The sequence below is a fragment of the Alterinioella sp. genome (assembly GCF_058343375.1).
The window spans coordinates 34,754-57,302 of sequence record NZ_JBTUJH010000106.1 but is presented as its reverse complement, the minus strand read 5'-3'; the positions used below and the strand labels follow the sequence as shown (position 1 = coordinate 57,302).

At 62.5% G+C, this 22,549-nt stretch carries 24 protein-coding genes; 18 read left to right on the top strand and 6 right to left on the bottom strand.

All coding sequences use genetic code 11. The features are described 5' to 3' along the window. The coding region (locus tag ACW8PS_RS14485) for an IS5 family transposase (RefSeq protein ID WP_491528207.1) at window positions 1–806 on the top strand (806 nt) is incomplete at its 5' end. 59 nt (window positions 807–865) lie between these two features. After that, a complete protein-coding gene (locus tag ACW8PS_RS14480; RefSeq protein ID WP_491528210.1) occupies window positions 866–1,522 on the top strand; it encodes an IS1595 family transposase in 657 nt (218 codons plus the stop codon). 97 nt (window positions 1,523–1,619) lie between these two features. Here the strand turns inward: ACW8PS_RS14480 and ACW8PS_RS14475 are convergent, their stop codons facing one another. Next, window positions 1,620–2,321 (bottom strand): hypothetical protein, encoded by a 702-nt coding sequence (locus tag ACW8PS_RS14475; protein WP_491528206.1) that lies wholly within the window; start codon window positions 2,319–2,321, stop codon window positions 1,620–1,622. 435 nt (window positions 2,322–2,756) lie between these two features. Between ACW8PS_RS14475 and pyrC the strand changes: the two genes are divergently transcribed. The 10 genes from pyrC to ACW8PS_RS14425 all read left to right on the top strand — a co-directional run bounded on the left by pyrC (window position 2,757) and on the right by ACW8PS_RS14425 (window position 12,034). Further along, window positions 2,757–3,797, top strand: coding sequence for a dihydroorotase (gene pyrC / locus ACW8PS_RS14470; RefSeq protein ID WP_491528205.1), 1,041 nt, complete (start codon window positions 2,757–2,759; stop codon window positions 3,795–3,797). A gap of 67 nt (window positions 3,798–3,864) precedes the next feature. Then, window positions 3,865–4,545 (top strand): orotate phosphoribosyltransferase, encoded by a 681-nt coding sequence (locus tag ACW8PS_RS14465; protein ID WP_491528204.1) that lies wholly within the window; start codon window positions 3,865–3,867, stop codon window positions 4,543–4,545. Between the two features lie 216 nt (window positions 4,546–4,761). Continuing rightward, window positions 4,762–6,258, top strand: coding sequence for a replicative DNA helicase (locus tag ACW8PS_RS14460; RefSeq protein ID WP_491528203.1), 1,497 nt, complete (start codon window positions 4,762–4,764; stop codon window positions 6,256–6,258). A gap of 162 nt (window positions 6,259–6,420) precedes the next feature. Then, complete coding sequence (alr, locus tag ACW8PS_RS14455) at window positions 6,421–7,464, top strand: alanine racemase (RefSeq protein WP_491528202.1); 1,044 nt, start codon at window positions 6,421–6,423, stop codon at window positions 7,462–7,464. Beyond that, a complete protein-coding gene (locus tag ACW8PS_RS14450; RefSeq protein WP_491528209.1) occupies window positions 7,464–8,246 on the top strand; it encodes an MlaE family ABC transporter permease in 783 nt (260 codons plus the stop codon). Before alr ends, ACW8PS_RS14450 begins: the two co-directional genes overlap by 1 nt. Next, on the top strand, window positions 8,243–8,989 hold the full coding sequence (locus ACW8PS_RS14445) for an ABC transporter ATP-binding protein (protein WP_491528200.1): 747 nt from the start codon (window positions 8,243–8,245) through the stop codon (window positions 8,987–8,989). The genes ACW8PS_RS14450 and ACW8PS_RS14445 overlap by 4 nt, the downstream gene beginning before the upstream one ends. Before the next feature lie 114 nt (window positions 8,990–9,103). Next, window positions 9,104–9,472, top strand: a complete 369-nt coding sequence (locus tag ACW8PS_RS14440) for a hypothetical protein (RefSeq protein WP_491528199.1) — start codon at window positions 9,104–9,106, stop codon at window positions 9,470–9,472. A gap of 129 nt (window positions 9,473–9,601) precedes the next feature. Next, on the top strand, window positions 9,602–10,060 hold the full coding sequence (locus ACW8PS_RS14435; protein ID WP_491528198.1) for a paraquat-inducible protein A: 459 nt from the start codon (window positions 9,602–9,604) through the stop codon (window positions 10,058–10,060). A 9-nt stretch (window positions 10,061–10,069) separates the two neighbouring features. Beyond that, window positions 10,070–11,437 (top strand): DNA repair protein RadA, encoded by a 1,368-nt coding sequence (gene radA / locus ACW8PS_RS14430; protein WP_491528197.1) that lies wholly within the window; start codon window positions 10,070–10,072, stop codon window positions 11,435–11,437. A 33-nt stretch (window positions 11,438–11,470) separates the two neighbouring features. Beyond that, window positions 11,471–12,034: a CvpA family protein gene (locus ACW8PS_RS14425; protein WP_491528196.1), complete on the top strand. Its 564-nt coding sequence runs from the start codon at window positions 11,471–11,473 to the stop codon at window positions 12,032–12,034. Window positions 12,035–12,058: 24 nt separating this feature from the next. Here the strand turns inward: ACW8PS_RS14425 and ACW8PS_RS14420 are convergent, their stop codons facing one another. Both ACW8PS_RS14420 and ACW8PS_RS14415 read right to left on the bottom strand, forming a co-directional pair. After that, complete coding sequence (locus ACW8PS_RS14420) at window positions 12,059–12,523, bottom strand: hypothetical protein (protein ID WP_491528195.1); 465 nt, start codon at window positions 12,521–12,523, stop codon at window positions 12,059–12,061. 101 nt (window positions 12,524–12,624) lie between these two features. Further along, window positions 12,625–13,824 carry an alpha/beta hydrolase gene (locus tag ACW8PS_RS14415; protein ID WP_491528194.1) on the bottom strand — a complete coding sequence of 400 codons (1,200 nt, stop codon included), beginning with the start codon at window positions 13,822–13,824 and terminating at the stop codon, window positions 12,625–12,627. Window positions 13,825–13,990: 166 nt separating this feature from the next. Between ACW8PS_RS14415 and ACW8PS_RS14410 the strand changes: the two genes are divergently transcribed. The 4 genes from ACW8PS_RS14410 to ACW8PS_RS14395 all read left to right on the top strand — a co-directional run bounded on the left by ACW8PS_RS14410 (window position 13,991) and on the right by ACW8PS_RS14395 (window position 16,753). Further along, window positions 13,991–14,194: a hypothetical protein gene (locus ACW8PS_RS14410; RefSeq protein ID WP_491528193.1), complete on the top strand. Its 204-nt coding sequence runs from the start codon at window positions 13,991–13,993 to the stop codon at window positions 14,192–14,194. 203 nt (window positions 14,195–14,397) lie between these two features. Continuing rightward, window positions 14,398–14,796: a COG4315 family predicted lipoprotein gene (locus ACW8PS_RS14405; protein WP_491528192.1), complete on the top strand. Its 399-nt coding sequence runs from the start codon at window positions 14,398–14,400 to the stop codon at window positions 14,794–14,796. Between the two features lie 209 nt (window positions 14,797–15,005). Next, complete coding sequence (purF, locus tag ACW8PS_RS14400) at window positions 15,006–16,469, top strand: amidophosphoribosyltransferase (RefSeq protein WP_491528208.1); 1,464 nt, start codon at window positions 15,006–15,008, stop codon at window positions 16,467–16,469. Further along, on the top strand, window positions 16,466–16,753 hold the full coding sequence (locus tag ACW8PS_RS14395; protein ID WP_491528191.1) for a DUF1284 domain-containing protein: 288 nt from the start codon (window positions 16,466–16,468) through the stop codon (window positions 16,751–16,753). The genes purF and ACW8PS_RS14395 overlap by 4 nt, the downstream gene beginning before the upstream one ends. A 431-nt stretch (window positions 16,754–17,184) precedes the next feature. Here the strand turns inward: ACW8PS_RS14395 and ACW8PS_RS14390 are convergent, their stop codons facing one another. Further along, window positions 17,185–17,781 (bottom strand): biotin transporter BioY, encoded by a 597-nt coding sequence (locus ACW8PS_RS14390; RefSeq protein ID WP_491528190.1) that lies wholly within the window; start codon window positions 17,779–17,781, stop codon window positions 17,185–17,187. A gap of 124 nt (window positions 17,782–17,905) precedes the next feature. Here ACW8PS_RS14390 and ACW8PS_RS14385 point away from each other — a divergent pair, with 124 nt between their 5' ends. Continuing rightward, complete coding sequence (locus ACW8PS_RS14385) at window positions 17,906–18,577, top strand: SDR family NAD(P)-dependent oxidoreductase (RefSeq protein ID WP_491528189.1); 672 nt, start codon at window positions 17,906–17,908, stop codon at window positions 18,575–18,577. Window positions 18,578–18,819: 242 nt separating this feature from the next. On the opposite strand, the gene ACW8PS_RS14380 is transcribed toward ACW8PS_RS14385, so the two are convergent. Further along, on the bottom strand, window positions 18,820–19,260 hold the full coding sequence (locus ACW8PS_RS14380; RefSeq protein WP_491528188.1) for a cell division protein ZapA: 441 nt from the start codon (window positions 19,258–19,260) through the stop codon (window positions 18,820–18,822). Next, a complete protein-coding gene (locus ACW8PS_RS14375) occupies window positions 19,253–20,032 on the bottom strand; it encodes a hypothetical protein (protein ID WP_491528187.1) in 780 nt (259 codons plus the stop codon). The genes ACW8PS_RS14380 and ACW8PS_RS14375 overlap by 8 nt, the downstream gene beginning before the upstream one ends. 250 nt (window positions 20,033–20,282) lie before the next feature. Here ACW8PS_RS14375 and tkt point away from each other — a divergent pair, with 250 nt between their 5' ends. Continuing rightward, window positions 20,283–22,298 carry a transketolase gene (tkt, locus tag ACW8PS_RS14370; protein ID WP_491528186.1) on the top strand — a complete coding sequence of 672 codons (2,016 nt, stop codon included), beginning with the start codon at window positions 20,283–20,285 and terminating at the stop codon, window positions 22,296–22,298. Window positions 22,299–22,549: the final 251 nt, after the last annotated feature.

Here is a 22,549-nt window from a genome sequence, read left to right as displayed (position 1 = left end):
CCCGGAACCGATATGAGCGCCAAAGCGCGCGATATTCAAGCGATGTCACCGACAGAGAATGGGCGATTGTTGCGCCGCTGCTGCCCGGTCCAAACCTGCTTGGCAGGCCACGCCAGGTCAATCTTCGCGATGTCTGGGATGCGATCCAGTATATTGCATCAGCGGGGTGCGCGTGGTCGCTTTTGCCGAAAGACTTTCCGCCGGTATCGACGGTTCGATACTATTTCTACGGCTGGCGCAACAACGGTCTGCTGGCCGAGATCAATCGGGAACTGGTTGCACAGGCGCGTGAGGCCGAAGGCCGAAATCGCCAGCCAACAGCGGGTGTAATTGATAGTCAGAGCGTGAAAACCACTGAAAACGGCGGGATATGCGGCTATGATTCTGGCAAACGTATCAAAGGCCGCAAGCGTCACATCATGACCGATACCTGCGGCCATCTGATTGCACTTCGCGTTCATAGTGCCGGTATTCAGGACCGTGACGGTGCCCCGGAGGTGTTCCGTCAACTGGCCCGTGAAGCTCCAAAACTGCGCCATGTATTTGCGGATGGAGGCTATGGCGGGCCGAAACTGCGCGATGCTCTGACCAGCATTGGCCGCTGGGTTATTCAGATCGTGAAACGCTCCGACACCGCCGAAGGGTTCGAGGTTCTCCCCCGTCGGTGGGTTGTTGAGCGCACCTTTGCGTGGCTCGGAAAATGCCGCCGATTGGCAAAGGACTGGGAGAAAACCATTGCGAGTGCCGAGGCTTGGGTCCTCATCGCCCATATCAAGCGCATGACAAGGCTACTCGCAAGAGATTGAAAAGTATCAGATCATGGGGCTGACCCAGATAACTCAAAAAAGGGGTTATCATGGGCCGTATGCGAAAGAGCCGACTCAGCCACTATAAACAGGACCGCCTAACCGAGCATTTTGTCTCGGGTTCGACGGCCAGAACCGCCGCCAGTTTGTGTGGCGTGAACCGCAAGACAGCCGCGTTCTTTTTCCTGCGCCTGCGCGAGATCATTGCTTATGAACTGGAGGCCGAGAGCGCGGCCATGTTCGGCGGTGAGATAGAGGTCGACGAGAGTTATTTTGGTGGCAAACGCAAAGGGAAACGCGGGCGTGGCGCAGCGGGTAAGGTGCCGGTTTTTGGCCTGTTAAACAGGGGTGGGAAGGTCTACGCCAAGATTATCCCAGACGCATCAGGGGCTACATTGGTGCCAATTATCAAGCGCAAGGTGGTGCCCGATTCAATCGTCTATTCCGACTGCTGGCAGGGCTACAACACGCTGGATGTCTCGGACTTCCACCATTTCAGGATCAACCATTCTAAGCTCTTTGCAGATCGTCACAATCACATCAATGGCATTGAAAATTTCTGGAACCAAGCCAAGCGCCATATGCGTAAATTCAACGGTGTTCCCAAAGCCCAATTCGGACTATATTTGAAGGAATGCGAGTGGAGATTTAACAACAGTGACCCATCAACGCAGTTATTACAGCTAAGACAATGGGTTAGACGTCATCTAAGGTAGTTATCTGGGTCAGCCCCTAGTTCAATACCGCCCCCATGCCACTGATAACAAATATAATACCTGCAAATGAATGTGACTGTCTTGATCTCCAACGGCTTTACTTGCTGGGTTGCGCAGGTGTCGGGTTGTCCGCATTGACCGGCGCATCCGGCAACAGATAGGTGCCATCGCCCCGCACCGGCGGCGTGGTCGAGATGCTGGTCGGCTCAGCGCGGGTAAACTGTTCGCCCTCTTCGGCCCCGCCATGATAGATGGCGATGCCAAGCGACGGCAGGTAAGTCAGGTAATCAATGAAATCGGGCACATCGCCACCGGCGGCGGTGGTCACGCTCATCGGCCAGGACTCATAGCTGCAAGGGCCGATCGACATCACGCGCGCAGGGTCTATGGCCACGGTCACGGTCTCGTAATTCGTGTCCCCATCATCATGCACCCGGACCGAGTTGCCGGACCATGTCTGCCCCGTCGCCAGCACCGGCAGGTTGGTGGCCCCCACATCCCAGGTCGTGATCTCAGAGGTTTCGGCCAGCAACAGGCCGTTTTCGGTTGACCAGGATTGCAATACAAAGGCACCGCGCCAGCTGTTGACGCGGAACCCCGTGCCATCCTCGAAACGTATTTCCTCTTCCATCACGGTGCCGTCGGCCAACAGGTCATAGCGGACGTGAAACTCGTTGAATGTGACATAGATGCTGTCGGCGCTATCGGCGGTCGAGCGGGGACATTCGGCAAGCGCCGCACCTGCGCCAAGGACAAGGGCAGGCACAAGGGCGGCGGTAAAGGCCTTGATCTGAAACATGGTGAACTCCTTTGAAAATCGGTTTTCCGGCAAAGACAAAACGGCGCGCAAGGCAAATCGGCCCGCCCCCTTCTATGTGACATACTTGCGCGCAACGCCCCATCTGACCAGCCCTTCCGGTCGAGATCGGGCCGCCAGGGCGCGCGCGATTGCCATTATTAGACGTCGCATGGCACGGGATCGTTCAATCAGGCACAGGTCTTTGCGGCCTGCGGTTCGGCCCGGGGGTTCGAGCTATCCGGCCAAAAGGTGCCGGAAGACTGCGCCGGACCATGACCGGGTTGATCCCCATATCCGGGGTTGCAGGCGGCCCCGTCATGGTGCCGCCGCCACACGCCCAGGAACCGCCAGACAGCGCGATTTTCGGCGTATTCGCTCGGCGCGGGCATATTTCGGCTTTGCAAGGGCACGCCCCCTCGTGTAGCCCCCTTGCCCATGACAGACACGCTGACGCTCCGCCGCCCCGATGACTGGCACCTGCACCTGCGCGATGGCGCAATGCTCCGGGCCGTGTTGCCGGAAACCGCCCGCGATTTCGCCCGCGCCATCATCATGCCCAATCTGATCCCGCCGGTGGTGACCGGGTGCCAGGCCGCCGCCTATCGCGACCGGATCATGGACGCCTTGCCCGATGGCAGCCGCTTCACGCCCCTGATGACGCTCTATCTGACGGAAGAGACCGACCCGGTAGATGTGGCCGCCGCCCATGCTGATGGGCTGATCACGGCGGTCAAGCTCTACCCGGCCGGGGCTACCACCAACTCCGCCTCCGGCGTTGCCGATGTCGACCGCGTGCGCAATGTGCTGGAGACAATGGCCGAGATCGGCCTGCCCTTGTGCATCCATGGCGAGGTGACCGACCCCGAGGTCGATATCTTCGACCGCGAACAGGTGTTCATCGACACCGTGCTGGATCCGCTGCGCCGCGCCACACCGGGGCTGAAAGTCACGCTGGAACATGTCACGACCAGCCATGGCATCGATTATGTCGCGGCGGCCGACGGCCAGATCGCAGGCAGCATCACCACACATCACCTGATGATCAACCGCAACCATATCCTGGTCGGGGGCATCAAACCGCATTACTATTGCCTGCCGGTGGCCAAACGCGCCACCCATCAAAAAGCCCTGCGCGCCGCCGCCGCCTCGGGCAATCCACGCTTTTTCCTGGGCACCGATTCTGCGCCGCATACCGATGCCAACAAGGAAACCGCCTGCGGCTGCGCCGGCTGCTTCACCGCAACCAACACGCTGTCTTGCCTGGCCCATGTCTTCGAGGAGGAAGGCGCGCTCGACCGGCTCGAGGGTTTCACCTCACTCAATGGTCCGGCCCATTACGGGCTGGCCCCCAACACAGACACCATCACAATGGTCAAAAGCGCCACAGCGCTCGCCTACCCACCGCAGATCGCCACCGATGACGGCCCCGTTACCCTGTTCGATCCCGGACACCCGCTCTATTGGCGTGTCACCTGACCCCGCCTTCTTTGCGCAACCAAATATCCCCGCCGGAGGCTCCCCCGGTCACCACAAGAGGCCCCCCATGATCCCAAGCACCTACCCCGCCGCGCCCGACATGGCCCAGATGACCGCGCGGATGCTGCTCGATATCGGGGCCGTGCATTTCAATACGGACACGCCTTACGTGCATTCGAACGGCAAGCAGGCCCCGACATATGTCGATTGCCGCAAGCTGATCTCCTACCCGCGGATCCGATCAACGCTGATGGATTTCCTGACCTGCACCTTGATGCGCAATGCCGGGCTGGAGGCGTTTGACAATGTCGCGGGCGGCGAAACCGCGGGCATTCCCTTTGCGGCGCTGGTCGCCGAACGCATGGCCCTGCCGATGACCTATGTGCGCAAAAAGCCCAAAGGCTATGGCCGCGACGCCCAGATCGAAGGCCAGATGAACGCCGGCGATCGTGTGGTGCTGATCGAGGATCTGACCACCGATGGCGGCTCCAAGGTGAAATTCGTCGAGGCCATCCGCAAGACCGGGGCCACCTGCGGCCACACGGCCGTCATCTTCTACTATGGCATATTCGAGGACACGATCCCGCTGCTTCGCGAAAACGGAATTGATCTGCATTACCTTTGCACCTGGTGGGATGTGCTGGCAGAGGCGCGGCGCGCGGGCGATTTCGACGCCGCGACGCTGACCTCGGTCGAGACCTTCCTGACCGATCCCGAAGCCTGGCGCGCGGCGCGCAACCCGGCCTGAAACAACAGGTTTTCCACAATATCTGGTTCCGGGCAGACAATCGGGGGCTGGATGTGCTATATGTGGCTCCGGGCACCCTATCCACAGGCGGTGGCAAACTTGTCCCCAGATTCTCCACAGGAAAATGCGGTCAAGCCTTCCATTGAATTTGAGATACGCCCCCGATCCGGGCTATGACACCCCGGAACGGGCAGCATAAAAACGAGGGCAGCAGGCATGAACGAGGTCGCAAAACTGATGGGGGCCACCCTGCAACCTGCTGAGATTGCCGAACTTCCCCATAATGTCGAGGCCGAACAGCAATTGCTTGGTGCGATTCTGTCCTCCAATGACGTGCTTGACCGGGTCGATGACCTGGTCAAGACCGATCATTTCTACGACCCCGTCCATGCCGATATCTTTGCATTGGCATCCGGGCGCATCACCAAAGGCATGCAGACCGACGCCACGACGCTGAAAAACTTCATGGCCGATCATCCCGGACTCAAAGCCCTTGGCGGCCCGGAATATCTTTTGCGCATGCAGCTTTCCGCCATCGCCACCACGGCGGCGCGCGATTATGCGCAGCTGATCCATGATCTGGCCCTGCGCCGGTCGTTGATCGGTCTGGGCAAGGATATCGCCGATACCGCGCAGGCCGTGCGCGATGACAGCAGCCCCGATGACCAGATCGTCGAGGCAGAGGCAAAACTTTTCCAGCTTGCCTCGACCGGCACCGCATCCAAAGGTTTCCAGAGCTTCCTGCGCGCATTGACCGATGCCGTCGATATCGCCAATGCGGCCTATAATCGTGACGGCGGGTTGGCGGGGATCTCCACCGGGCTGGCGGACTTGGACAAGATTTTGGGCGGCCTGCATGACAGCGACCTTCTGATCCTGGCGGGGCGCCCTTCAATGGGCAAAACCTCGCTGGCCACCAATATCGCTTTCAATATCGCCAAGGCCTGGAAACGCGGGCCGAAAACCGATGGCAGCGAGGGCACGCTTGCAGGCGGCGTGGTGGGTTTTTTCTCGCTCGAAATGTCGGCGGCCCAACTGGCGCAGCGGGTGCTGTCGGAGGCCGCCGAAGTGCCATCCGAACTGATCCGCAAAGGCGACCTGAATGAGCAGGAGTTTCAACGCTACCTGCGCGCAGCCCAGGATCTGGAGGCCTGCCCGCTCTATATCGACGACACCCCGGCGCTGCCCATTTCCCAGGTCGCGGCCCGCGCCCGGCGGCTGAAACGGTCACGCCAGGGGCTGGATCTGCTGATCATCGATTACCTGCAGCTTCTGCGCGGCTCCGGCAAGGCCGACAACCGCGTCAACGAAGTCTCTGAAATCACCCAGGGCCTGAAGGCCATCGCCAAGGAGCTGAATATTCCGGTCATCGCGCTCAGCCAGCTTTCACGCCAGGTCGAAAGCCGCGAGGATAAGCGCCCGCAACTCAGCGATCTGCGCGAATCCGGCTCCATCGAGCAGGATGCCGATGTGGTCATGTTCGTCTATCGCGGCGAATATTACAAAGAACGTGAAAAACCGGGTGAGGAAAACCTGGAGGCCATGGCGAAATGGCAGCAGGATATGGACGCGCTGCATGGCAAGGCCGAGATCATCATCGGCAAGCAGCGTCACGGGCCCGTCGGAGCAATCGAGCTGAGCTTCGAAGGCCGTTTCACCAAATTCGGCAACCTGGTCAAGCCCTGGCAGCAGGGCGCGGATCAAGGGTTCTGACCGCTCGGTTTTGTGTGGATAGCGCTGGATTTGAGTATTTGGACAAAGAAGAAGGCAAATTTTAATCAAATTGTCGCTTCTTCTTTGCAAAAATACTCATTGTCCAGCGGTTGCCGCACACACCATCTTGACCCCGGCGCGGCTTGGCCCGACTAAAGCGCGATGGGAACCGGAACGCTTCATATCGACCTTGACGCCATGGCCACCAATTGGGCCGCGCTGGATGCGATGACCACATGCGAAACCGCCGCCGTGGTCAAGGCCGACGCCTATGGGCTTGGCATCGCTCCGGCGGCGCGACGGCTGGCGCGCGCGGGCGCGCGACGGTTTTTCGTGGCCAGCGCGGAAGAAGGTGCTGATCTGCGCAAAATTCTTGGCACCGGTGCCGATATATTTGTGTTTTCCGGCCATATGGCAGGGGATGCGCCACTGATCCGCGAGGCCCTCCTGACCCCAATGCTGAACAGCCCCGAACAATTGGCCCGACATTGCGAGAGCCTGCAGGATGCGCCCTTTGGCGTGCAGCTCGATACCGGCATGAACCGTCTCGGGATGGCACCCGTCGACTGGGCCGCCTGCCGCGATACTGCTGCGGCCGGGGCGCTGACGCTTGTCATCAGCCATCTGGCCTGCGCCGATGATCCCGACCATCCGCAGAACGCCGCACAGCTGACCCGGTTTCGCTCTATGACCACAGACATGTCCGTGCCGCGCAGCCTGTCCGCCACCGGCGGTATCCTGCTTGGCCCCGCCTATCATTTCGACCTCTGCCGTCCGGGTATCGGGCTTTATGGCGGCGCGCCGTTCACGGCGGCCCTGCCGGTGGTGCGCCTGTCGCTGCCGGTCATTCAGATCCGCGATCTGGCCCGTGGCGAAGCGGTTGGATATTCGGCCACCTGGACGGCGCAGAAACCATCGCGTATCGCCACGTTATCAGCGGGTTACGCTGACGGGCTTATCCGCGCGATGAGCGGGCGGGCGCGGGTTTTTGCCGGCGATGTCGCATGCCCTCTGGTTGGCCGCGTCTCGATGGATCTGTTGACCGTCGATGTCTCGAATCTGGACGCCGTGCCCGATCACCTGGACATTCTTGGCCCGCATCAGGGCGTCGATGATCTGGCCGATGCGGCAGGCACCATCGGGTATGAGATTCTGACCGCGCTCGGGGGGCGCTACGCCCGTATCCATAGCGGGGCCGAGGCATGATGAACCCGATCTCTCCTGTTGCATCTGTTGGCCGCTCTTCGCTGACGCTTCTGGCCGCGATCGGCCGGGTGGCTCTGTTCTTTTTTCAGGCGCTGTCCCATATTCTGCGCCCGCCCTGGTATCTGCGCGAATTTCTCACTCAGTTGATTCAGATCGGCTGGCTGTCGCTGCCCGTGGTTGGGCTGACCGCGCTTTTCACTGGCGGCGCTCTGGCGCTGCAAATCTATGCCGGCGGGTCGCGGTTCAATGCCGAAGCCGTGGTCCCCTCCATCGTTGCCATCGGAATGGTGCGCGAGCTTGGGCCGGTTCTGGGCGGTCTCATGGTGGCGGGCCGCGTTGCCTCGGCCATTGCCGCCGAGATCGCCACGATGAAGGTGACCGAACAGATCGACGCGCTGGTCACGTTATCGACCAACCCGATGAAATACCTGACCGCGCCGCGCATTCTGGCCGCTACGCTGACATTGCCCGTTCTGGTGGCGGTGGGCGATTCAATCGGCATCTTCGGCGGCTATCTGGTCGGCACCACGCGGCTTGGCTTCAATCAGGTGAACTACATCCAGAACACCGTTGATTTCCTTGAGTTTTGGGATATCGCCTCAGGGCTCGTCAAGGGCGCTTTCTTTGGCTTCATCGTGGCGCTGATGGGGTGTTATCACGGGATGAATTCCGGCCGTGGCGCGCGTGGTGTGGGGCGGGCCACGACCAATGCCGTCGTGTCCGCCTCGATCCTGATTCTGGCCACCAATTACCTGCTGACGGAGTTCTTTTTCACCGCATGATCGACATCACCGGACTTCATAAAGCCTTCGGGTCCAACGCGGTTCTGCGCGGCCTCGATTTGCATGTCGCGACCGGGTCCAGCACCGTCATCATCGGCGGATCGGGCACGGGCAAATCGGTGCTGCTGAAATGCGTGCTTGGGCTGATCACGCCCGATTCCGGCCAGATCCTGCTCGATGGCGAGGATGTGGCCCGGGCCGAGCGTGACAGCTTTCTCGCCAAATTCGGGATGCTGTTTCAGGGCGGCGCGCTGTTTGATTCCATGCCGGTCTGGCAGAATGTCGCCTTTCGCCTGTTGCGCGGTTCGCTGAAGAAACCGGTAGAGCAGGCGCGCGCGATCGCGCTGGCCAAACTTGCCCGTGTGGGGCTTGGGCCGGAGGTGGCCGAAATATATCCGGCCGAGCTGTCGGGCGGCATGCAAAAACGCGTCAGCCTTGCGCGCGCCATCGCTGCCGATCCGCAGATCATATTCTTTGACGAACCCACCACCGGACTCGACCCGATCATGGCAGGCGTCATCAATGATCTGATCCGCGAAATCGTGGTGGAAATGGGGGCCACCGCGATGACCATAACGCATGACATGTCGTCGGTGCGCGCCATTGCCGACCGGGTCGCCATGCTGCATGCGGGAAAAATCCGGTGGGAAGGGCCGGTGGCCGAAATGGATGCCGCCGAGGATCCCTATCTGCGCCAGTTCATCACCGGGGCCGCAGAGGGCCCGATCGAAACTGTCAGATAGGGCCTGCCACCCAAAACTGTCGCAGGGCAGATGCGGGTTTTCCCCTTGCCACGCATCACAAAATCCGCAGATTCCATTCCTTACCCGGATAGCAACCATATCGGAACAGCGCCCATGGACTTCCTCCGCTACGCAGTGCCGCTTGCCATCATCCTGGCCGTCTACGCCATCATCACCGGCCTTGGCTGGCTGCGCCGCGCCACCGGCGAACGCGCCGCCCGCCGCAAGGGCATGATCCTCAACCTCTTTCGCCGCGCCGCGCCGCCAATAATTGCCGGTCTCATCGTGGCTATCGCCGGAGGCATCCTCAGATTGCCCGGCAGCACCGGTGTCGCAGCTCTCCTGATCGCAGCTGGCCTTGCCTATGCCGCCCATCGCGGCCTTGGTGATCTGGGGCGTCAGACATGGCGCGACCATGGCCTGCGCATCGCCCTGACCGCCGCGCTGTCCCTCTTTGCCCTTTGGCAACTCGCCTATCTCTGAAACTTGCCGAAAATCGCCTTCATCTTGGCGAAAATACCTCGGGGAGCGCGAGGGGCTGGCCCCTCGCCCCTGCCCTGTCCACATCCACCACCCCTTGCCTTTCCCGCAGAACCTTCCAATCTCGCCCCCATGGCTCTGAAATTTCTCACCCTTCTCAACCTCAGCCTTCTGGTGTTCTACCCGATCTCCTGGTCTGCACCGCTGATGCGCGCGGGGCTTCTGCCCTTCTTTGCCCTTGATGAAATCTCCATCTTCTCGGGCATTTCGACATTGTGGCAGGAGGACATCCTGCTGGCCCTCCTGATCGCCCTGTTCGCCATCGCTGCCCCGATTGTCAAAACCCTCGGCCTGACGCTGATCCATTTCCGTCAGGCCCCTTCAAAGCTGCTCACCGCCTTCACCACCCTTGGCAAGCTTGCCATGGCCGATGTCTTTCTCATTGCGCTATATATCCTGCTGGCCAGGGGCATCGGTCTGGGACGCGTCGAAACCGCCTGGGGGCTTTGGCTCTTTACGGCCTGCACGCTCACATCGCTTGGGATCAGCCTTGCCACGGCGGCACTGGTCAAGCGGGGGGCTCTGAGCTAAGCCACCGATATGGCCAAACCTGTCACCCTGTTCATCTGTTCTGCCTGCGGCACCGCCCATAAGAAATGGGCCGGGCGCTGCGATGATTGCGGGAAATGGAACACCATTCAGGAGGAGGCACCGCTGTCCACCGGCCCCGGCACCAAGGCGCTTGGCGGCATGAAGGGCAAGGGCATGGTGTTGACCGATCTGACCACGCAGGAGGCCCCGCCGCCGCGCGTCGGCTCCGGCATGGCCGAACTTGACCGCGTTCTGGGCGGCGGCCTGGTGGCGGCATCGGCCAGCCTTGTGGGCGGCGATCCCGGCATCGGCAAATCCACCCTGCTGCTGCAGGCGGCGGCCTCTTTCGCGCGCGCCGGGCTCAAGGTCATCTATATCTCGGGCGAAGAGGCCACCGCGCAGGTCCGGATGCGGGCGCAGCGCCTGGGGCTGGGTGATGCGCCGGTGAAACTGGCCGCCGAAACCAATCTGCGCGATATCCTGACCACATTGGACGCGGAAAAACCCGACCTCGCAATCATCGATTCAATTCAGACCATGTGGCTCGATACCGTTGAAAGCGCGCCGGGCTCGGTGTCTCAGGTGCGCGCCACTGCGCAAGAGCTGGTCAGTTTTGCCAAGCGCAAGGGCACCTCGGTCATGCTGGTGGGTCATGTCACCAAGGACGGCCAGATCGCGGGCCCGCGCGTGGTCGAACACATGGTCGATACGGTGCTGTATTTCGAAGGCGAACGCGGCCACCAGTTCCGCATCCTGCGCAGCGTCAAGAACCGCTTTGGCCCGGCAGATGAGATCGGCGTTTTCGAGATGACCGGTGCCGGGCTGGCCGAGGTTCCGAACCCGTCGGCGCTGTTTCTCAGTGACCGCAACGAACGCGCGCCGGGCTCGGTGGTGTTTGCGGGCATGGAAGGCACGCGGCCGGTGCTGGTCGAGGTTCAGGCTCTGGTGGCCCCCTCATCGCTCAGCCAGCCGCGGCGCGCCGTGGTCGGGTGGGATGGCGGGCGGCTTTCGATGATTCTCGCGGTGCTGGAAGCCCGCGTCGGCATCTCGTTTCAGGGGCTCGACGTCTATCTCAATATCGCCGGCGGCATGCGGATCAGCGAACCGGCGGCCGACCTTGCCGTGGCCGCCGCCCTGCTCAGTGCGCGCGAAGACACCGCCCTGCCTGCCACATCCGTGGTTTTTGGGGAACTTTCTCTCTCTGGCGCGCTCAGACCGGTGTCGCAGGCCGAAAACAGGTTGAAAGAAGCCCGGAAACTTGGTTTTTCATCAGCGATCGCCCCCGAGGGATGCAAAATCACCGACAGGGCTGGTATGGACTTGAAACTGATGCCGGATCTGACTCGGTTTACAGGCGATATTTTCGGCGCGGGGTAGGCTCGCAGGCCGCAATAAAACGAGAGGGCCGACATGGAAGGCTTCACCCTATTCGACGCGGTCGTGGCCGGTCTCATCGTAATCTCGGCCATATTGGCCTATTCACGCGGCTTCGTGCGCGAAGCGCTGTCCATTGCGGGATGGGTCGTGGCGGCCATCGTGGCCTTTATCTTCGCGCCGCGCGCCAAGGAGCTGATGTTCGAAGTGCCCTATCTGGGCGATTTCCTGAACGGATCGTGCGAATTGGCGGTGATTGCGGGCTTTGCGGCGGTATTCGCACTGGCGCTGGTGATCATCTCGCTGTTCACGCCGTTCTTTTCCTCTGCCGTGCAACGCTCGGCTATCGGGGGCCTGGATGCCGGCCTGGGGTTCCTCTTTGGTGTCGCGCGCGGGGTTCTTCTGGTGGCCGTCGCGCTGATTGCCTATGACCGTGTGGTCGGGTCCGAGCCGATTGCGGTGGTCTCCGACAGCCGGTCTGCGGAAGTATTCCAATCCATTCAGGGCACGATCGAGGAACAAATTCCAAGCGACGCCCCCGGCTGGATCGTGCAGCGCTATGAGGAACTGGTGAACAGCTGTGGCCCGGTCGCCGAATAACATCGCGCCGGGGTCATCCCGGTCTCAGAACACATCATGATCGCGATCGCGCCGGGCTCCGCCCGCGGACAGCCCGGCCACGATCAGCAGCACCGCACTGACCCAATAGGCATAAAAACCGATATCGACCAGATCCATCATCTGGCCCATTGCGCTTCCGATATCTTCCCTGAAATCCCACAGGTTCATCCCCACCATCCCAAGCGCGTCATTGGCCTGCATCTGGTTCCAGATCGCCGCGCCAAACGGGGCCAGACCGGCCAATAGCGTGATCAGTCGCGAGCCTCCTGTGAGCAGGGCGAGAAGGGCGGCCAGAGCGCCAAGCGCAAAGGTGCCGGCGAAAATCCAAAGCTCCAGCGGGGCATCGGGGCCAAGCACCGGGCGCAGCGCCTCCCAGGGCGTAAATCCGCCCGCAAAGGGCAAGGACATCCAGTTCAAAAACGCACTTGCGGCCATCGCGGCCCCGGCCAGAATGATGATCAGGCGCATCGGAAATCTCCTGTTTTTGCGCAAAAGGCGCGTCCCGCTCAACTCAGGTTAAGTCCGAAGCCAATGGCTGGCAACTGCGGACCGGTCCGGGCGCGCGCCGGTCATGCATCCTGCTCGCCCGCCAGGAACCGGTCGAACGCGTCCATGCAAGGCCCCCAGGTCGGATCGCTTGGCACCATCATGTGATTGGGCGAATCGTAGAGGGAAAACTCAGCGTTGGGCAGCGAACCGGCGATCAGCTTTGACTGTTCCGGCGATTGCACCGCGTCGCCGGCGCTGTGCATCACCAATGCCGGTGCCAGCACCTTGTGCAGAATATCGCTGACATCGATATCGCCGACGAGCCGCCGGATCTCGGCCGCCGTATCGGGCGTGGCCGATACTGCCTGCATCTGCACCTGGCTTTCCAGTTCTTCAGGCGTGGCGCGCGGCATGAACAGGGTCGCCACGGCGCGCATGAAGGGGCTGCCCGCGACACCCCAACCGGATTTGATCATCGCGACCATCATATCGGTCGTGGCCTTGTCGCCGCGCGCGGTCGATCCGCGAACCAGCCCGTTCAGCAAAATCAGCCGACTGACCCGTTCAGGCCGGCGCGCGGCAAAGCTGAGCGAGATCGGCACGCTTTGCGAAGTGGCATAGATCGGAAACCGGTCCAGCCCGGCCGCATCGGCCACCGCCTCCATGTCATCGACAAATTCCGGCAATGTCGCCGCGCCCAGATTGCGATCCGACAGGCCGGTGCCGCGCGGATCATAGCGGATCAACCGCCGCCCGTGCGACAGCCGTTCCAGCAATGGCCGCCAGACCGGGCTTTGCCAGTCATGTTCCAGATGGCTGAGCCAATGCCCCCCACGCAGCAGCGGCGGCCCGTCGCCAATTTCGGCCCAGGCTATCGCGGTGCCGTCGCGCGACTTGGTATAGCGAATCGTTTGCTGCATCGGCGCGCCAATCGCTTGCGGCGCGGCCAAGGGCGCATCACCGCCCGGTCCGACCAGTGTGACGGCGACCGCCATCTGCACACCACAGCGCGGCACGGTCCGGATGATGCCCTGCGCCTTGCCATCATCGCCCACCGCCGCGCGCGCCGCACTGATCCGCGCCGCAACCGTCGCGTCCGAAACGATGCGGCCCTTCCAGATTTCGGTCATCAGATCATCATAGCTGACCAGATCGGGGGCCCGCGCCAGCAACAGCGCAAGCAGGGCAAAGACCTGCGGCTCAGTATGAATCTCGGCCCCATCGTTGCTGAGCCGGTGGCGATCAGGGTCCAGCTCACTGGTGCCAAAACGATAGGTCATGGCCCATATTGCACAATGCAGGCGGGGTTTCTCAAGCAAAGACCGGGAAATGGGCAAAACAGAAGCCAATCACAAGGGTTTCTAAAGGCGCGCTTCAAGCCGGGCGCGCGCAAAGCGGGCAATCTCAGGACATCAGCACCGCAAACCCGATGAAAGGAATACCCCGATGACCCGCACAGCACCCCACACAACGCCCCTCACCCGCCCCGATGGATCCATTGATACCGCCTATTACATGGCCCGCGGGCGTCAGTTGCGCAGCCGTCAGGCGCATCACCTTGCCGGGCGCGCCAGCGCCAGACTGCCCGCGCTCGGGGTCGTCGCCCTGACCGTTCTGGCCGCCATCATGGTCCTGCCCCTCACCATTTGAGAACCACCGCACCGGGCCGGCGACGCCGCCGCTCTGCCGGTCGCACCTGTGGCGGTGCTGCGGGCCGGATGGTCAGGCGTTATGACCGGCCTGCGGAGGATTGCAGAAGCTGACGGAATTGTGTTCGCGCATGGCCTTTTCAATCGGGGCATCGCCACGATAGGGTCGCCGCCACCCTGAACAGCAAATGCGAGTGATCCCCGATGAACCGTACCGGCACCCTGATCGTCAGCCTGGCGCTGTCTGTCGCAGCAACCTCTGCCATCGCCGACAGCCATGGCAATGATCTGGTGCATTCGCGCGAATTCCGCGGCAGCGTCTATATGATGAACCAGACGCATATGACGCTTTACATGCGTGATGGCGACGCCGAGAACCGTTCGGGCTGCACCGGGCAATGCGCCGAGACATGGCCGCCGGCGCTGTTGCCCGAAGGATCCGAGCTTGGCGAGAATTACGCCTTGTTCCGGCGCGACGATGGCACCATGCAGATCGCCTATAAGGGCCGGCCGCTTTACCTGTATTCCGGCGACGCCCGGGTCGGCGATACCAATGGTGACGGCATCGGCGGTATCTGGACCATATCGCGCCCGACCGAATAGCCGGGCCATCCCGACCGGGGCACCCCCCTTGGGATCGTCACGCTGACCGGGTTGGCCACCATCATGGCCCTGCCTTTCGCCATCTGATGGTCACGGGCTGCGAATTCTTGACAATCACATGACAGTCACGGGTGACTTTGCCTGGGCGCTTGTCTATAGCCCATGGGGAATCGGAGAGACGTGGAGCGCTGCCCCCCATGCAAACCCAGATGACCCCCTTCCTGAGCCACCCGTTTGATGACGACAAGCTCAAGGAAGAATGCGGTGTTTTCGGCGTCATTGGCGTGAGCGATGCCGCCAATTTCGTGGCCCTCGGTCTGCATGCCTTGCAACATCGCGGTCAGGAGGCCGGTGGCATCGTCACCCATGACCCCGAACACGGGTTCCAATCGGCCCGCCGCTTTGGCTATGTGCGCGACAATTTCACCTCTGCCAGATTGATGGAAACCCTGCCCGGCTCGCTTGGCATCGGGCATGTGCGCTACTCCACCTCCGGATCCAAGGGCCCGACCCAGATCCGCGATGTGCAGCCCTTTTTCGGTGAATTCTCAATGGGCGGCGCGGCGATTGCCCATAATGGCAATATCACCAATGCCGAGGAATTGCGCCGCGATCTGATCGGGCAAGGCTCGATCTTCCAAAGCTCATCCGACAGCGAATGCATTATCCATCTGATGGCGCGCAGCTATCAGAAAAACATTCCCGAACGGATGAAGGATGCGTTGCGCCGGATTGAGGGTGCGTTCTCCGTCGTTGCCATGACACGCACCAAGCTGATTGGCGTGCGCGACCGGTTGGGCGTGCGCCCGCTGGTTCTGGGGCAATTGGGCGATGGTTGGGTGCTCAGCTCGGAAACCTGCGCGCTTGATATCATCGGGGCCGATTTCGTGCGCGAGATCGAACCGGGTGAAATGGTGGTGATCTCTGCCAAGGGCATCGAAAGCTATATGCCGTTCGATCCCGCAAAACCGCGGTTCTGCATCTTTGAATATGTCTATTTCTCGCGCCCCGACAGTATTCTGGGTGGCCAGTCGGTTTATTCGACGCGGCGCCAGATCGGCGTGGAACTGGCCCGCGAAGCCCCGGTTGATGCCGATCTGGTCTGCCCCGTTCCCGACAGCGGCACGCCCGCGGCCATCGGCTACAGCCAGGAAAGTGGCATTCCCTACGCGATGGGGATCATCCGCAACCAATATATGGGCCGCACCTTTATCGAGCCGACCGAACAGATCCGCAATATGGGGGTGCGGCTGAAACTGAATGTGAACCGGGCGCTGATCCGCGGCAAACGGGTCATTCTGGTCGATGACAGCGTGGTGCGCGGCACCACCAGCCGCAAGATCAAGGAAATGATCCTGGATGCCGGTGCCGCCGAAGTGCATTTCCGTATCGCCAGCCCGCCCACCGCCTGGCCCTGCTTTTATGGCGTCGACACTCCACAGCGTGAAAAACTGCTGGCCGCAACGATGACCGAGGCCGAAATGCAGACCCATTTGCAGGTCGACAGCCTGCGCTTCATCTCGCTTGACGGGCTCTACCGGGCCGTGGGCGAGGCCAAGGGGCGCAACAATTCCTGCCCGCAATATTGCGACGCCTGTTTTTCCGGCGACTATCCGGTGCAACCCACCGATATGCTCGCCAAAGGCTTCGAGGTGCGGGAACCGGCAGAGTGAAACCGCCGACCACCCGGCTGCGTTTCCGCCCGCATCATTTCCTCTGCGCTCTCGGCTACCGGGGCGAAGGCTATTCCGACAGTTTCACCGCCAATCTGTCCGCCATTGTGATCGACCGGCTGCGTGGCCCCGACGGCGATGCAACCGCCATCCAGGTCACCGGCCACGCCGATGATATCTGCACACCCTGCCCAAAACGGCGCGGCAATCTGTGCACCAACCAGAGCGCAATCACCAAGCTTGACCGCGCCCATGCCGCAGCCCTGTCGCTCAAACCGCGTTAGATCCTGACATGGGGCCAGGCCCAGTCCCGGATCCGCCAATTCGTGGCACCCGGAGATCTGAAAACCCTCTGCCAGGGCTGCCAATGGCTGGAGCTTGGGTTTTGCGAAACAGCCCTCGCAAGGCTGCATGGCAAACCGAAAACCTGACCCGATCCCCCGGCTTCTTTGCGCCTCAAATATCCAGATCCAGCGCCATCAACCTGCCCGCACCTTACCGGTGGCACGCGCATTCGCCCCCCCCACACGTCTCGCTCCATCTGACGCCACCAACCCATCACCGCGCACCAAGCGGCCCAAGGAGGGCCCCAAAGGGGCCTGACGCGGGCCGCCTGCCGGGGCGATGGCGCAAGCCAGCGCAATCCCTGTCATCATGAAAAACACCGCCCGGGGATCGCCCCCGCGCGGTGCCATGTTCTTCGCTATCGCTTTGTTCAGCGGGTCGACAATGCCTTCCAGGCCCCGGTCACGATCAGCGCCGCAATTCCCGCCTTTACCACATCGCCAATCAGGAACGGTGCCACAAACCAGGTCCAGTAAAAGCCGCTCGATTGCGCCACCCATCCGGCCTCAAAGCCAAGCCCACCGGCCAGCGCCACAGGCCAGATCAGGCCGGGAACATACAACAGCCCCGAGATCATCAGCGCCGACGCCCCGGTGCCCAGCAAGCCGCGGGCAATACCACGTTCGGCGGCTAGACCGGCCAGATAGGCCATGCCGACAAAGCCAAACAGGAACCCTGCGGTCGGTCCGGCAAAGGCCGCGCCGTTCATGCCATTGGCAAATACCGGCAACCCCATCGCGCCTTCCGCCAGATAGGCCAGCAATGTCAGCGCGCCCAGGCGCGATCCAAAGGTAAAGCCGACCATCAGAATGGCCAGGGTCTGCAAGGTCATCGGCACCGGCAGCATCGGCACCGAAATCTGGGCGGCGATGGCGATAAAGGCCGAGCCTCCAACCACCATCAGCAGTTTTTTCAATGCGCCGTCGGTCCCGGTCACGGCTTGGCTCAAGGTCATGTCGCGGCTCATGCGCGTCTCCTTTTGAAATCGAAATTTCCCCTTGGCTCCGTTTTCCCCACCGGCCCGGCCAAAGTCAAGCACCCTCGGGCCTCTGCCCCTTGCCAATTCCGCGCAAACCGGCCATCAGGCGCGCATGACTGAGAAACTGCTTGATGGACAGATTGCCCTGGTCACCGGGGCCTCGCGCGGCCTCGGCGCGGCCAGCGCCGAATGGCTCGCCGCGCAGGGCGCGCATGTCGTTGCGGTCGCGCGCACCGTGGGCGGCCTGGAAGAGCTCGATGACCGCATAAAGGCCCGCGGTGGCAGCGCCACGCTGGCCCCGATGGACATCACCGATGAGAATGCGGTGGCCCATCTTTGCCGCAATATCCATGACCGATGGGGCCGGGCCGATATCTGGGTGCATGCCGCCATCCATGTCACTGCCCTGACCCCGGCCAGCCATATCCGGCCCAAGGATCTGGACGCCAATATCGCCACCAATATCCGCGCTCTGGCCCGGGCCATCGCGCTGATCGAGCCGCTGATTGCGCCTTCGCCAAACCCGCAGGCCGTGTTCTTTGACGATCCCCAGGCCGGCAAGTTCGCCGGCAGCTATGCCATGTCCAAGGCCGCGCAACGGGCGTTGGTGCAAAGCTGGCAGGCCGAGAATCAGCGCCATGGCCCCAATGTCCATCTGCTCAGCCCCGCGCCGATGGCCACAAGAACCCGGGCCCGGTTCTACCCCGGCGAAGACCGCACATTGCTGGCCGCGCCCTATGATGAGGCCAGCCGCTTGCTAACGGCCCTTCTGCCGACCAGCTGAGCGACGCAGGCGCAGGCCGCTTTTTCGGCTATTGCGGCAAATTCAGCCGAGGACCAGACCAGCAATCCGGCCTCGGCGCAGATGCCTCCGCCCCGTTTCCTGACATTTGTGGCGATGACGGCGCTGGTGCCCGCAATTATGCGGGCCCCGTGGATCTTTGCTCAAATGGAACTGTGAAAGCTGTCGGATACCGGCATATCGTCGGCACTCCGCGCCGGATCAAACAGGTCAACGCCAGGGCCTCAGCCCGCCTCGGCCCCGTCTTCGAGCTCCAGCGCCAGCGCCTCGGCGCGCGCGGCCAGTTCGGCCAGGCTGTCCGTCAACGAACTTGGCACAACCGCGACCGAGACCTGTTCGGGATCGGGCGGCGGCGCTTCTTCCAGCTCGGCAATGCGCCGGGCGCGGCGTTCCAGCCGGGCCTCGGCCTCGGCCAGGCTGCGGTCGCGGGCACGCAGGGCTTCCTCGGCGCGTTGCAGATCTTCCTCCAGACCGGCGGTCTTGTCGGCCAGCATAAGGCCCGCCATCAGCAACATCCGTTCCGGTGCCATGCGTCCGATCTGGCCCAGAATGACCGTGGCCTCCGTATCCAGCATCCGGGCCGCGGATTGCAGAAAGGGCTCCTCGCCCGGCTGGCAGGAGACCGCAAAGCTGCGCCCGCCAATTTCGATCTCGATATCAGGCATCGGCCCCACCCCCATCCAGAACCGGCCGGATCTCGGCCAATATCGCGCGCGCCTCGGCCGCATCGGCGGCGCGTTCGGCGCGCAGGCTTTCCAGTTCAGCCGCCAGCGACGCTGTCACCAGATCGCTGTTGGCAATGGCATCATTGCCAATGCCTTCGCGCATTTCCTCGATCGTGTCGCGCAGCGCCCGGTTGCTTTGCCTGAGCCGCGTCATCTCCTTGGCGGCACCGCCACCGCCGGGGCCTGATATCGCCTCCAATTGGGCGACCTTTCCCTGCACTTCATCCAGTTGTTCCTGAGCCTCGGTGCATTCCTCACGATAGCGGTCGCGGTCCTTGCGCAATCGCTGAATGCGCCGTCGCAGAACGTCTTCGACCTTTTGACGGCGCTCAAGCTCGGCTTCCAGCGCGGCCACCGCCCCTTCATCAGGCGCGGCCCCGTCGCTGGCCGGCACAGCCGCCTCGCGCGCCTTTGTCAATTCGCGCGCAGCCTCATCGGCATCGGCCTTGCGGGCGGCCTCAACCGCGCGCAGCCGATCGCTCAACTCCGCATGCGTGGCCTGCTCGGATGCCAGCGTGGCTTGGGTTTCCGCCAGCGCAGCGCTGAGCGCGGCCAGCCGTTCGGCCATTTCGGCCGCATCCTCGCCCGCGCCGGTGGTGCCCGTGGGGCCCGCAACCTTGCGCGCCGCCATCCCTTGCGCGATACGATCCAACGCAGTTGTAATCCGTCCCTCAAGCGCCGCGATCTGGTCCAGATCAGTGGGTTCGCTCATATCCTGCCACACCCTTTGCCGTTTTTGTCACTACCCGATGTGGCGCATGCCTTGCCCGGCCCGGCCACCCTGGGTCCAGCGAATCGTATCCGGGCCAGATTTGCAACCGTTTCCGGGCCAGAATCGACCGCGACCCCGGTTTTTCGGCCGAAAATGGCAAGATGATGCCCTGCGGCCTGCTTGCACTTCGGAGCGGGCCTGCTATCACGCCGACACAGCCCGTCCCCCGCCAACAGGAAGGATACCGACCTTGGACCTGACCGCCCTTGCCGCCGCGCACCCCGATCACTGGCGCCGCGCCGCCTGTATCCGCACCCTGACGCTGGACGCCGTCGCGGCTGCCAATTCCGGCCATTCCGGGATGCCGATGGGCATGGCCGATGTCGCCACGGTCCTGTTTGAAAAGCACCTGAAATTCGACGCGGGCGCGCCGCATTGGCCTGATCGGGATCGGTTTGTTCTGAGCGCGGGCCATGGCTCCATGCTGCTGTATTCGCTGCTGCATCTGACCGGATATGCCGACATGACGCTGGACCAGATCCGCAATTTCCGCCAATTGGGCGCAATCACCGCCGGCCACCCCGAATATGGCCATGCCACCGGCATCGAGACCACGACAGGCCCCCTGGGCCAGGGGCTGGCCAATGCCGTCGGGTTTGCCATGGCCGAAGCATCCCTGCGCGCCCGGTGGGGCAGCAAAGTGGTCGATCACCACATCTATTGCATCGCCGGCGATGGCTGCCTGATGGAGGGTGTCAGCCAAGAGGCCATTGGCCTGGCCGGGCGCCACGAACTGAGCCGCCTGATCGTGATGTGGGACAATAATGGCATCACCATCGACGGCCAGGTCAGCCTGTCGGACCGCACCGACCAGATGGCGCGCTTCGCGGCCTCGGGGTGGGATGTCTTTGAATGCGACGGCCATGACCCGGCAGATATCGACCGGGCCATTGTGGCGGCCAAGGCCAGCCCCGGCCCCGCGATGATTGCCTGCAAGACCCATATCGCGCTTGGATCTTCGGCGCAGGACACTTCCAAAGGGCATGGCGCGCTGACCGATGCGACGCTGATTTCCGAGACCAAATCCGCCTATGGCTGGACCAGCGGCCCGTTCGACATCCCTGCCGACCTGAAGCAGGAATGGGAGGCCATCGGATCCCGCGGTGCCGCCGAGCGTGCCGCATGGGACGCCCGCATCGCCACGCTGTCGACTGCCAAACAGGCAGAGTTTGCCCGCGCCATGTCTGGCGAGATGCCCAGAAAACTGTCAGCCACGATCAAGGCGCTGAAAAAGCAGATTTCCGAGGCCGCACCCAAGGTCGCCACCCGCAAGGCCAGCGAAATGGCGCTTGAGGTGATCAACCCGATCCTTCCCGAAACGCTTGGCGGCTCGGCCGACCTGACCGGATCGAACAACACCAAGACGGCGGATATGGGCACGTTCGAGCCGGAGAACCGCAAGGGCCGCTACGTCTATTACGGTATCCGCGAACATGGCATGGCGGCGGCGATGAACGGCATGGCGCTGCATGGCGGCGTGCGCCCCTATGGCGGCACCTTCATGTGCTTTACCGATTACGCGCGCGGGGCCATGCGGCTGAGCGCGCTGATGGGGGTCTCGGTGCAATATGTGATGACCCATGACAGTATCGGGCTGGGTGAAGACGGGCCCACGCATCAGCCGGTCGAACATCTGGCGATGTTGCGTGCGACGCCGAACATGCTGGTATTTCGCCCCGCCGACGCGGTGGAAACGGCGGAAAGCTGGGAAGCGGCGCTGAACCAGAAGGCGACGCCGTCGGTGCTGGCGCTGAGCCGCCAGGGCCTGCCCACATTGCGCCACGAACACAAGACCGCCAACCTGACCTGGCGCGGCGGCTATGTGCTGGCCGATGCCGGATCCAAGCGACAAGCCATTCTGCTGGCCACCGGATCGGAAGTGTCGATCGCCATGGCGGCGCGCGATATTCTTGAGGCCGAGGGCATTGGCACGCGGGTCGTCTCCTTGCCCTGCATGGAGCTTTTCGCCAGCCAGGACGACGCCTATCGCAAACGGGTTCTGCCCGGTGGCGCGGTGCGGGTCGCGGTCGAGGCCGGTGTGCGGCAAGGCTGGGACCGCTGGCTTCTGGGCGAACGCGGGCGCGAGGCCAAGGCCGGGTTCATCGGCATGGACAGTTTTGGAGCTTCGGCCCCGGCAGACGCGCTTTATGCGCATTTCGGCATCACCGCCGAAAGCGTCGCCGCGAAGGCGCGTGAGCTGCTGTAACGCGCCCCGTTTCGCTAAATAAAGCGGGGCTTATTGGCATTTGAGAGGGATTGCGCTGGCTGACGCCATCGCCCGCGGCGGGCCGTATTCGGCCCATGGAAAGGCCTGCGCCCGAAATTCGGGCGACTGGCATATGTCTCAAGCCCTGAATGAGTATTTTTGCAAAGAAGAAGACGGGCGGTTTTCGTGTAGAAAATGGCCACGGAAATCTGTCCGGTCGGGACTGCCCGGCGCGCCGCCTGAACGAGCGG